8 protein-coding genes and 1 tRNA gene are annotated in these 11,641 nt (G+C 68.2%); all 9 read right to left on the bottom strand.

The features are described 5' to 3' along the window. Positions 1-28: 28 nt before the first annotated feature. Positions 29-412, bottom strand: a complete 384-nt coding sequence (locus tag ENSA7_RS09600; protein WP_106088924.1) for a hypothetical protein — start codon at positions 410-412, stop codon at positions 29-31. 159 nt (positions 413-571) lie between these two features. After that, positions 572-1,726 (bottom strand): elongation factor Tu, encoded by a 1,155-nt coding sequence (gene tuf / locus ENSA7_RS09595; RefSeq protein ID WP_106088923.1) that lies wholly within the window; start codon positions 1,724-1,726, stop codon positions 572-574. A 76-nt stretch (positions 1,727-1,802) separates the two neighbouring features. After that, positions 1,803-1,884: transfer RNA gene (locus ENSA7_RS43430), tRNA-OTHER, on the bottom strand. Positions 1,885-2,210: 326 nt separating this feature from the next. After that, complete coding sequence (locus ENSA7_RS09590) at positions 2,211-2,846, bottom strand: hypothetical protein (RefSeq protein WP_106088922.1); 636 nt, start codon at positions 2,844-2,846, stop codon at positions 2,211-2,213. A gap of 75 nt (positions 2,847-2,921) precedes the next feature. Beyond that, positions 2,922-4,088 carry an ARPP-2 domain-containing protein gene (locus ENSA7_RS09585; RefSeq protein ID WP_106088921.1) on the bottom strand — a complete coding sequence of 389 codons (1,167 nt, stop codon included), beginning with the start codon at positions 4,086-4,088 and terminating at the stop codon, positions 2,922-2,924. Next, positions 4,085-5,518: a hypothetical protein gene (locus ENSA7_RS09580; RefSeq protein WP_219907936.1), complete on the bottom strand. Its 1,434-nt coding sequence runs from the start codon at positions 5,516-5,518 to the stop codon at positions 4,085-4,087. Before ENSA7_RS09580 ends, ENSA7_RS09585 begins: the two co-directional genes overlap by 4 nt. A 168-nt stretch (positions 5,519-5,686) precedes the next feature. After that, a complete protein-coding gene (malQ, locus tag ENSA7_RS09575) occupies positions 5,687-7,213 on the bottom strand; it encodes a 4-alpha-glucanotransferase (protein ID WP_106088919.1) in 1,527 nt (508 codons plus the stop codon). Next, complete coding sequence (gene glgX, locus ENSA7_RS09570) at positions 7,210-9,288, bottom strand: glycogen debranching protein GlgX (RefSeq protein ID WP_106088918.1); 2,079 nt, start codon at positions 9,286-9,288, stop codon at positions 7,210-7,212. The genes malQ and glgX overlap by 4 nt, the downstream gene beginning before the upstream one ends. Then, positions 9,285-11,498, bottom strand: coding sequence for a 1,4-alpha-glucan branching protein GlgB (gene glgB, locus ENSA7_RS09565; RefSeq protein WP_106088917.1), 2,214 nt, complete (start codon positions 11,496-11,498; stop codon positions 9,285-9,287). Before glgB ends, glgX begins: the two co-directional genes overlap by 4 nt. Between the last annotated feature and the right edge of the window lie 143 nt (positions 11,499-11,641).

Raw genomic sequence — 11,641 nt, 5'->3', positions numbered from 1 at the left:
GACTCACTAAGACCGAATACGGACGGACTCAGGTCAGGGAGCGGGGCGGCCGAAACACGCCGATTGCGACGCGACAGCCGGGCGCGTCGAGTGGCGGCAGCTCGCAGCTCGCGGCGGCGCCCAGATACATGCTTGGGAGCCCCGTGAGGCTGACCAGCGCAACCGCCACGCGTGCGTCGCAGCACCCGGAGCAGTCTTCGGCGCAGTCGTCTTCGCACGGGAGCTCTTCGTCGGCGTGGGTCTCGCCAGCCTCGGCGTCGGCGACATGCTCGGCCTCGTCGCATGGACACGACGACTCACAGCCCTCCGCGGGTTGCTCGAACGGCGAGCCGCCGAGCGGCACCACGATCAGCACCAGGATCCACACGAGTGCGATCCGCAGGGCGCTGAGCATGTCGTGGGCTCGAGCCATGACGGGCGGCGACTATACCAGCTGCGATGCGCGGGCGCAGCCCCGGGCCGATCCTCGCAGTGCTGGGTGCGAGTCGGAGGCGACGGCGCACCCGCTAGATCGAGCCGTGACTCCAGAAAAACCGAAGGCCCCGGGGTTGTCTCCCCGGGGCCTTCGACGTCAAGGGGTCACCTCCAACACGACCCCTGCACCCACGGTCTTGCCACCCTCGCGGATCGCAAACCGCATTCCGGCCTCACAGGCGACCGGCTTTTTGAGCGAGAAGCTGATCTCGGCCCGGTCGCCCGGGTTGACCGATCCCACCGCGCCGACATCGACGATCGCGGTCACGTCGCCCGCACCAAAGAAGAACTGCGGGCTGTATCCGGTGCCGAAGCCAGTGTGACGACCGCCCTCCTTCTCGGTGAGCGTGAAGATCTCCGCCTTCCCGAGCTTGTGTGGCTGGATCGAGTTGGGCGCGATCGCAACCTGTCCTCGCTCCACGGCGTCGCGCTCGACGCCGCGCAGGAGCAGGCCCACGTTGAGCCCGGCGTCTGCGGACGGGATGTCCTTGTGAAACGCCTGGATGCCGGTGATCACGGCCTCGATCGGCTTGCTGTCGCTGCGGCCGACGATCTGGACCTTATCACCCAGCTTGGCCGTGCCACGCTCGACGCGACCCGTCACGACGGTCCCGCGGCCAGCGATGGTGCACACGCCCTCGATCGGCATCAGGAACGGCGCCTGCAGATCCCGAACGGGGACCGTGAGGTGTTGATCCATCGCGTCGAGCAGCGCGACGACACACTGCGTGTCGTCACCCTGGAGCGCCAACAGGGCGGAGCCCCGAATGAAGGGCGAGCCCTCGAATCCCTGGGATTCGAGCATCTCCGTGACCTCGAGCTCGACGAGCTCGAGCATCTCGGGGTCGGCGATGTCCACCTTGTTGACGAACACGACCATCTGCGCCACCCCGACCTGGCGGGCGAGCAAGATGTGCTCACGCGTCTGGTGCTGAGGTCCCTGGCTGCCGTCGACGAGCAGGATCGCCCCGTCCATCTGCGACGCGCCCGTGATCATGTTCTTGATGTAGTCGGCGTGACCGGGGCAGTCGATGTGCGCATAGTGGCGGCTGTCGGACTCGTACTCGACGTGCGAGGCCATGATCGTGATGCCGCGCTCTTTCTCCTCCTTGGCGTTGTCGATCTGATCGAAGGCCTTGGCGGTCCCGCCGAACTTCTGCGCGGCGACCTTGGTGATCGCCGCGGTGAGGGTGGTCTTTCCGTGATCGACGTGGCCGATCGTGCCGACGTTGAGGTGCTGCTTGATGGACATTGGACTGTTGCGTCTACTTTCTGCTCATATTGTGAATGGTTGGCGGAGCTGTTGTGTCCGCAATCAATTGCAGTAGTTGGCGGGGTGGGAATCGAACCCACCGTGCGCGACGCGCTGCGGATTTACAGTCCGCTTCGCCACCTTGGCTGTTCCCGCCAGCGGGCCGGTCGATGAGTTGGGCGGTCAGGCGGGTGTCACCACGCTGTCTGACCACGCAATTATCGACCGGGAACGAGGGTGTCGCTCCGCGAGGTCTGCCAGGTTCGCTCTCGGCGGTTCTAGCCCGAGATCAGCCCGCACAACCCACGGAGCGGCAAATAAGCTCGATACGTCACGTTCATTCGCTTGGCTCCTTTCTTGGGTCGGGGTTGATGCTCAGGCCGCAACAACGGCGAGTGCTGGGACTATGTAGTCGAGCACATTGGCGAAGTCAAGGATGACAACGTCGATTGATTGGGGGCAATGGTCGCGCGTTCACTCACACTCAATTCAAACGTACGACCTCGCCGCGAACGACCACGTCGGCGCTAGCCTTGATCGAGACCTCGCCCTGCTCGGCCTCGAGCTCGATCTGATTGGCCTTGATCGCCAGCTTGCCCGCGAGCTCGACCCGGACATCGGGCTCGAGCAGGCGCACGACGGGACCATCTTGGTCGTGCGACAGCTCGAGCAACGCCTGACCCTCGCGCGAGACCACGCGGACGGCCTCGTCGGGCTGTAGCTCGATGTTGGCGGCCGCTTGCTTCTCGACCCTGGGCCGCTTGGCGAAGCCGTCGACGACGCCGGTGACGATCCACTCGTCGCCCGTCTCTTCGCCCCACGCCGCGCTGTTGTCGGGGCGGATCATCAAGACCCGATCGCCCACGCGGACCGCCAGGCCCTGCAGCCGCGGGACCCAGCGCTCGCGCGGGTCTGGATCGCTGAGCCGCACGCGGATCCGGCCTTGCAAGCTGGGGTGGCGGTCGTCGACGCACTCGCCGACCAAGCACGTGGAACGCTGCGCTGCCGGGGGCTCACGCCGCGCGACAGGTCGCTCGAGGAGCTCTTCGAGGGTCGCGTCCGCCGAGGCTTGTTCGGTGATCGCGTCGCCCTCGGCGGCAGCCTGGGTGGGATCGTCCATTGGGCTCAGCATGGTAGGTGGAAAGCCGGACAGCGACCAGCGCCTGTCCTCGGGGTTGGCTCGCTCGGAGGGTTGTCAGCTGACAGCGCGGCGCAGGTGGGCGCGCAGCAGCTCGCCAAACCCCGCGCGCTCGAGTCGCTTGCACAGCTCTAGCTTGTCGGTGTTCATGGCTTTGGCCGCGGCGTCGAGGTCCCAGTCGTGGCGGGCGAGCACGCTCAGCAGGTAGCCGCGGCGAACCTGCGCCTCGGACAGGCGGAAGGTCTTCAAGTACGCGGTCTCCCCGTCGCGGCCGCTGATCAGCTCGCCGATATGGTTCTCCGTCTTGAGCCGAAACTCGGGCAAGAACCGGTGCAGCCGATAGTGCTTGCCGAGTCGGTACACGTGCTGCATGTGAACCTCCTGCTCGAACAACCCGCCGGCCATGTTGTGCAACTGGGCTGTCCAGTCGGCGCGGGCGCGGGCGAGCTCGACTCGCAGATCCGCGATCGAGCCGATGTTCTCGGCGCGAAACGGTCGCACCAGCGCCGCGGCCCCGTCGTACAGACACGCATAGCAGTAGACCAGCTCGCCGTAGCAGTCGGTGAGCAGCGTGCGATGCAGCCGTCGGTAGTCTTCCGGGTGCGGCACCACGAACGCGCCCGCGAACGCGTCGGCCACGAACAGCAGCACCCCGACTTGACCGTCGCGGATCTCGAACACCCGCAGCGCCTCTTCGAGACCTGGCAGCCACGCGCCTGGGGTGACCATCTCCACGCGCGGGCTGAGCCCGCTCGACAGCACCTGCGCCGAGTACTCGCGGCGCAGCACGTCGGGCCCGGCGAAGTGCAGCGCGAGGTAGGCCTCGAACGCGGTGTGCAGCGGCAAGAAGCGCAGGCGCGGCACGGCGACCCCACGTTGGCGCTCACGCTTGGCCATGCGGTGGGCGAGCCGAACCTGGAAGTGCTGGTTGTTGGTCTTGCTCGTGGAGGCGTGGGCGAGCTGGGTGCCGAGCGAGGCCACCGGGGTGTTGTCGTGCGACCACGACGCGACGAAGGCGTGCGGAATGAAGGCCGAGTAGGTGGTGTGATCCGGCAGCGAGACCGCGGTGGGCCCACCCCAGCACTGCGGGCTCAGGCGCAGATCCTCGATGGGCTGGTCGCGCAGCAGCGGGACCAGGCGCACGGACCCCCACAGCTGCGAGGCGCCGAGCGACAGCCCGTTCAGGGTGATCGTCGCTCGCGACGATGACGTGGGCGCGCTCATCGGGCTCGAGCCTCGCGGGTGAGCAAGTCGTGGGCGCAGGCCTCGAGGTAGGCCTGCAGCTCATGCAGCTTGGCGCTGCCAGACGCGAAGCGCACGAAGCTCAGCAGCGTCGGGACGCCCTCGACGTCGCGGATCCCCAGGCTGTGCATCGCCGGGTGGATCGATTTGACCGCGTAGGAGCCGGCGTCGTACGAGGGGCTGAGGTGGATCATGGTGACGGCGCCCTCGGGGTCCAGGCGCGCTCGAAACACCCGCACGACCTCGGCGGCGGCTCCTGGTGGGTCGTTGTCGTAGCCGTCGGACACCGCGATCAACAGATCGGGGCGCTGCGCGAGCGCGTCGAGGATCGGGGTGGCCAGATCGGTGTGGCCCCGCGGTCGCAGCTCGGCCAGCGAGGTGATCGGCGAGGTCCAGTGGGTGGTCAGCTCGGTCGCCGCCGCGCTGAGCAAGTAGTGGGTCGCCAGGGCCAGCGCGAGCGGGCGCCTGCGCTTTTGACCGGACCCGGTCGCGGAGTAGCTGTTGTCGGCGACCAGGGCCACGCGGCCGAGCTTGGCGGTTGCGTGGCGCAGGATGTGACGCGCGGCTGCGGTCATGGCCGCGTCGAGCTGCTCGAACCGATTCGTGCGCTCGCGGATCGGGAGCGACAAGAAGTAGATCGCGAGGCGCGTGAGACTGTGCCGCGAGAGCTCGGTCTCGGCGACCGCGTCGACCCCGAGCGCGGCCGCGCTGGACTGCAGGCGCAGGCGCTCGCGGGTGGTCATTCGCGGCGCGATGCCACGCACAAAGGTCTCGCGGGGGATCCGGTGGCGCGCCGCGAGCCCCTCGGCGACCGTGTAGGGCAGCTCGTAGATCGCTCGCTTTTCGTAGTGCGCGCGGCGAAAGGTCTCGAACAGCGGGGTCTCGTACCTGCGCAGCCGGCCGATGTCGAACAGCACCGCCGACTGCTCGGCGTCGAGTCGCAGGTGAAAGTGGGCAGCGATCTTGGCGACGCGCCGCCGATACTTGAGCGCGTGCAGCTGCGGATCGCGTCGGCCCGCCAGGTAGTCCGAGACGATCTTGCGGGTCCGCCGGTTGTTGACGCGGCGGTGAACCAACGCCTCGAACAGTCGATACACGCGCGGCGGCGGCAGCTCGGGCAGCGCGGCCGCGATCAGTTGGCCCTCTTCGTGGCGATCTGGCGCCGACACACCCGCGCTCGTCGTCAGCAAGTTGAAGATGATCTTGGTGCGATTGAAGTCGTTGATGCCCGCGGCCAGGCAGTGGGCGTACATCCGCCGGTAGTTGCCGAGCACGTACTCGTGAAAGAAGCCGATCGACAGCGCCTGGCCGGTCGCGTCGCCATAGAACTCGTCCTGGCCCGTGCACGCGAGCGCAGCGTTGATGAACGACAAGAGGTCCTCGCGCTCGAGCTCGAGTAAGCGTGCAGACATCGACTCGCGGGCTGTCATGGTCAGGCTCGAGTCGAACGGAGGGAGAAGCGCCGGTCGGGGCGATGTGGAGCGACAGCGAAGTATCCGCTTCAGATGCGAGGTCCGGAAGTCGCAACCGAGTCCCGCGACCGGCCGGTGGATTGTATACCCACTCAGGCGCGGTCGGGGTCAGGAATGGCTGAGGCGCTCGAGGGGGGCGCGGCCGTGCGCGGCGCTGAGCTGCAGCAGCCGCCACGCGGGCTCGCCCCCGATCGTCTCCCAGCCAAACCGCCAGGTCCAGCACTCGGTCTGGCCCGGCACGTTCATGCGGTGCGCACCATCGAGGCCGAGGACGTCCTGGAATTGATAGATCGCGAGCCTGGCGGGTGACGCCGACGCGGCGCGGATCATCGCCCAATGTAGATCGTGACCGCCGCACCCCAGGTACGCCCGCGCGAACGCTTGATCCCGCGGCAGCGCGCCCTCATACCAGCCCCGCACCGTGTCATTGTCGTGAGTCCCGGTATAGACCACGCAATTCTCGGGATAGTTGTGGGGCAAGAACGGGTGGGTGGCGTCGTCGAAGAACGCGAATTGCAGCACCTTCATGCCGGGCAGCCCAAGCTGGTCGCGCAGGGTCTCCACGTCCTTGGTGATCACGCCCAGGTCTTCGGCGATCACGGGCAGCTCGCCGAGCGCGGCCTCGAGGGCCTCGAACAGGGCTGCGCCGGGCCCGGGGACCCAGTGGCCGTCGGTTGCGAGCGGGCTGCTCGCGGGGATCTCCCAGTAGCTGGCGAACCCACGGAAATGGTCGACCCGGATCAGATCCGCGAGCGCGAGCTGCCGCCGCGCGCGGGCGACCCACCAGGCATAGCCATCGCGCGCCATCGCGTCCCAGTCGTACAGCGGGTTGCCCCAGCGCTGACCCGTCTTCGAGAAGAAGTCGGGGGGGACGCCCGCGACGACCCGGGGGGTGAGATCTTCTGCGAGCAGGTAGAGATCCGGTCGGCTCCAACAATCGGCGCCGTGACCCGCGACGAAGATCGGCAGATCACCGATGATCTGCACGTCTCGCTCGTTGGCGTAGCGCTTGAGCTCGCGCCACTGCTGGTCGAAGCAATACTGCACGAAGCACCAAAACGTCACTTCATCGCGGTGTTGCTCGCGGGCGGCGGCCAGCGCCGCGGCCTCGCGCCGGGCCAGCGCGGGCGGCCAGTCGGTCCACGCGACGAACGTGCCATCCGTGGGCTGGTGAAGCCCGTCGAGGGTCATGAACAGGGCGTAGTCGTCGAGCCAGCTGGCCTCGGCCTCGGCATAGGCCGCGAACGCGGCGCGCTGCTCGGGGCTGGCGTGGGCGAAGAAGCCGGCCGCGGCCTCGCGCAGCTTGGCCATGCGCCACGGGATCACGCGCTCGAAGTCGACCCGGTGCGGGTTGAACTGCGCGAGCTCGTCGTGGTGCGGCGGCGCCAGCCAGCCCGCTTCGATCAGAGGCTCGAGCGCGACCAGCAGCGGGCTCCCAGCGAACACCGAGACGCTGGCGTAGGGCGAGTTGCCGGCCCCGACCGGGTTGAGCGGCAGCACCTGCCACAGCCGCTGCCCGGCGCTGACCAACCACTCGACGAAGTGCCGCGCGGATGGACCGAGGTCGCCGATCCCGTGGGGGCCGGGGAGCGAGGTTGGGTGCAGCAAGACTCCAGAGGCGCGTTGATTGGTCATGGTTTGATGTCGTGGTGAGGGTGGGCGAGCACGATGACGGACTGGGCCCCAACCCGCAGCGTGCCGGGCCGACGGTTGGCGTGAGCGCCGAGCTCGTCGCTGCACAGCGCGATCGCCCACGGGCCGGGCGGCAGCGAGAACAGGACCGGCTCGAGCGAGGGATTGAACAACAAGAGGAGTTCGTCGGTGCCCTGGCCCAGGCGCACGCTCAAGGCATGGTGAGCGGTCGCGTCCCAGTCGGCGACCTGCATGAGCGGGCCGTCGGGGCGGCGCCACTGCACGGGCGGTCCGCTCGAGTCCGCCACGCCTGACTCGACCATCGCGTCGACGTCGACTCCGGCCTGGCCCGGGTGGTCGGTGAGCCAGCGATCGCAGCCCAGCATGGCGTGTTCGCGGCGCAGCGCGATCAGCTTGCGAACGAACGCGAGCAGCTCGAGGTCAACGTTGGCCCAGTCCAGCCAGGTGCTCGGGCCGTCCTGACAGTAGGCGTTGTTGTTGCCGCCCTGGCTGCGCCCGAGCTCGTCGCCGGCCAGCAGCATCGGGGTGCCCTGCGACACGAACAGGCAGGTGAGCATCGCCCGGACCAGGCGCCGACGCTGGGCGAGGATCGCCGGATCGCTGCTGGGACCCTCGACGCCGCAGTTGTCGCTGAGGTTGTGATCGTGGCCGTCGCGGTTGTTCTCGCCGTTGGCGAGATTGTGCTTGCGGGCGTAGCTGACCAGATCCGCGAGCGTGAAGCCGTCGTGGGCGGTGATGAAATTGACGCTGGCGCTGGGCGTGCGCAGGCCGTGATGAAAGCGATCGCTCGAGCCCGCGAGCCGCCGCGCGAGCTCGCCGCGGTGCCCGTCCCGACGCAGCCACGCCCGGCGCATGCCGTCGCGGTAGCGATCGTTCCACTCGAGGAAGCGACCCGGGAACCGGCCGAGCTGGTACCCGTCGGGGCCCAGATCCCACGGCTCGGCGATCAGCTTGGCGCCGGCCAGCACCGGGTCCTGCTCTAACGCGACGAGCAAGGGCGCGCGCGGATCATAGGCCGTGCGCGCGCGCCCGAGCGTGGTCGCGAGATCGAAGCGAAACCCGTCGACGCCCATCTGCTCGACCCAGTAGCGGAGCGAGTCGAGCACCAGCTGGGTCACGCGTGGGTGGCCGAGATCCAGGCTGTTGCCGCAGCCGCTGAAGTCCTGCCGGCGATAGTACAGCGAGTTGTCGAGGCCGCGCAGGCTCAGGGTTGGGCCGCGCTCGTCGGCCTCGGCGCTGTGGTTGAACACGACATCGAGCACGACCTCGAGGCCGGCCTCATGCAGGGTCTGAACCATCGCGCGGAACTCTGCGCGGGTCGCTGTGGGATCAGCTGGCGTGCTCGACCAACGCGGATCCGGGCAGAACCAACCGAGCGTGTTGTAGCCCCAATAGTTGACGAGCCCGAGCCGGCTCAGGTGCTGCTCGGACACGCAATAGTGAACCGGCAGCAGCGAGAGCGTGGTGACCCCGAGCTCGCGCAGGTACGCGACGCTGGCCGGATGCGCGAGCCCAGCGTAGGTGCCCCGCAGCGGCTCCGGGATCGCCGGGTTCAGCTTGGAGAAGCCCTTGACGTGGAGCTCGTAGAGGATGGTGTCGGCAATGGGAACCGGGGCAGACGCGCGCCTGGCTGGCGCGAGCGGGGCGGCGACGCGGGCCGCGAGCATGCGGGCGGCGTTGTCTCGGGGGTCGAGCGTGCCGTCGCGCTGGTAGCCAAAGTGCAGCTCCGACCACTCGAATTGGCCGACGATCTCGCGCGCGTAGGGATCGAGCAATAGCTTGTGGGGATTGAAGCGGTGGCCGTCTTGCGGCGCATCGGGGCCGTGGGCGCGCAGACCGTAGACCATGCCCGCGCCCGCACCCGGCAGAAACCCAAAGTGAACGCCGTGGGCGCGGCCGGGCAGCGTCAGGCGGCGCTCGCCATTGTCGGGTTCGAACATACACAGCTCGATCTTCGTGGCGTGCTCGGACATCACCGCGAAGTTGACCCCTCCGTCGCGGATCGTCGCGCCGAGCGGGTAGGGCAGGCCCCGCGCTGGATCGAAGCGGCTCGTCATGTGTTGGGCTCGAGGATCACCGTGGCCAGCGGCGGCAGATTGAGCGTGATCGACTGCGTGTGTCCGTGCGCGGCGATCGGCTTGCTGGTGATCGGCTTGGGTTTGGCGCCGGGTCGCTTGCCCGTGCACGGATAGTCACTGCCGGCATAGCGGCTGGCGTCGGTGCTGAGCGAGACCCGCCAATTGCCGGGCACGGCCACGCCGATCCGGTAGTCGGGCCGCGGCACGGGCGTGAAGTTGCAGGCCACCATCACGCACTCGCCCGCGCCAGCCTTGCGCACGAACACCAGGACCGAGCGAACGGTGTCGTCGACGACGATCCACTCGAAGCCCTCGGGCTCGCAGTCGAGCTCGTGGAGGGCCGCCCGGGTCCGGTACAGCTGGTTGAGATCAGTGATCAGCGCCTGCACGCCGCGGTGCTCGGCGCTGCCTTCGGTGCTGGCGTCGAGCAGCTCCCAGTCGAGCGCGCGATCGTGGTTCCACTCGCGCCGCTGGGCGAACTCGCCGCCCATGAACAATAGCTTCTTGCCGGGGTGGGTCCACATGTACCCGAAGAACGCCCGCAGGTTGGCGAACATCTGCCAGCGATCACCGGGCATCTTGTCGATCAGCGAGCGCTTGCCGTGCACGACCTCGTCGTGGGACAGCGGCAGCACGAAGCTCTCGTCGAACGCGTACATGATGCTGAAGGTCAGCTTGTCGTGGTGGTGCTTGCGGTACAGCGGGTCGTTGGCGAAGTAGCCGAGCGTGTCGTGCATCCAGCCGAGGTTCCACTTGTAGTTGAAGCCCAGGCCGCCGCTGTCGGTTGGGCGCGAGACCCCGGGCCACGAGGTGGACTCTTCGGCGACGGTGACCCGACCGGGCGCCTCGGCGCCGATCACCTCATTGACGCGGCGCACCAGCGAGATCGCCTCGAGGTTCTCGCGTCCGCCGTGGATGTTGGGCACCCACTCGCCCGGCTCGCGCGAGTAATCGCGGTACAGCATCGACGCGACCGCGTCGACGCGCAGGCCGTCGAGACCCCAGCACTCGAGCCAATATAGAGCGCTGCCGACCAAAAAATTGCGGACCTCGGTCCGGCCAAAATTATAGATCAGCGTGTCCCAGTCCTTGTGGAAGCCCTCGCGCGGATCGGCGTACTCGTACAGCTCGGTCCCGTCGAAATGGACCAGAGAGTAGGCGTCGTTGGGAAAGTGCGCGGGCACCCAATCCAAGATCACGCCGAGTCCGCTCGCGTGGCAGGCGTCGATCAGCTTGGCGAGCCCGGCCGGATCGCCAAACCGGCTGGTCGGCGCGAACATCCCGGTGACCTGATAGCCCCACGAGCCATCGAAGGGGTGCTCGGCGATCGGCAGCAGCTCGATGTGGGTGAAGCCGAGCTTGGCGACGTACGCGGGCAGCTGCTCGGCGAGCGACTCCCAGGTGGGGAAGCTGTTGTCGGGGCCGCGCCGCCACGAGCCGAGGTGGACCTCGTAGATCGAGACCGGCGCGGTGCGGGCGTTGGCGCGTCGGCGTGAGTCTGGCAGCGGCTTCGCGCGCGGCTCGGGCCTGACCACGCTGGCGCTGGCCGGGCGCAGCTCCGAGCCGAACGCGTAGGGGTCGGCCTTGCCCGGCAGCACCCGGCCGTCGCGGGTGCGCAGCTCATACTTGTACGTGGCGCCCGCGCGCACGCCGGGCACGAACAGCTCCCACACGCCGACGCTGGGGTGCAGGCGCATCGGGTGGCGACGGGGCTCCCACTGGTTGAAGTCGCCGATCACCGCGACCCGAGCGGCGTTGGGCGCCCAGACCACGAAGCGGACTCCGGCCACGCCCTGCTGCTCGCACACGTGGGCGCCGAACACCTGCCACGGGCGCAGGTGCGAGCCCTCGCCGAGCAGGTGACGATCGAGCTCGCCGAGCGTCGAGCCGAATCGGTAGGGATCGTGGATGCGCTCGGTGTGGCCGTGCGGGTAGTGAGCCTGGAGCTGGTAGGCCCAGGTCTGCGCAGGCGGGTGAGTGGTCAGCAGCAGCTCGAACAGGCCGTCGGGGTGGATTGAAGTCAGCTGCGAGATGACCGTGCCGTCGGTGTCGAGCAGCTCGACAGCCTGCGCGCCCGGCAGCAGCGCGCGGATCCACAGCCCATCGCTCGATGGGTGTGGCCCAAGCACCGCGAACGGGTCGTCATGCTCGGCGCGGACGAGCGCGGTGATCTCGGCTTGCGTGAGCATGCTGGGGCGCGTGAGCCTATCTGACTTCGCGGTCTCATACACTGTCGGTCGACGTGTGACGCGTCGTTCTGTCATGGCTCGATGGCTCGCGGGCGAGTTGAATCGAGAGTAGACATCCGTGTGCGCAAGCAAATACTGACTTC

Origin of the sequence: Enhygromyxa salina (genome assembly GCF_002994635.1) — a bacterium.
Classification (GTDB): domain Bacteria; phylum Myxococcota_A; class Polyangia; order Nannocystales; family Nannocystaceae; genus Plesiocystis; species Plesiocystis salina_B.
The sequence above is the reverse complement of the archived record's forward strand: the minus strand, read 5'-3'. Positions and strand labels throughout refer to the sequence as shown.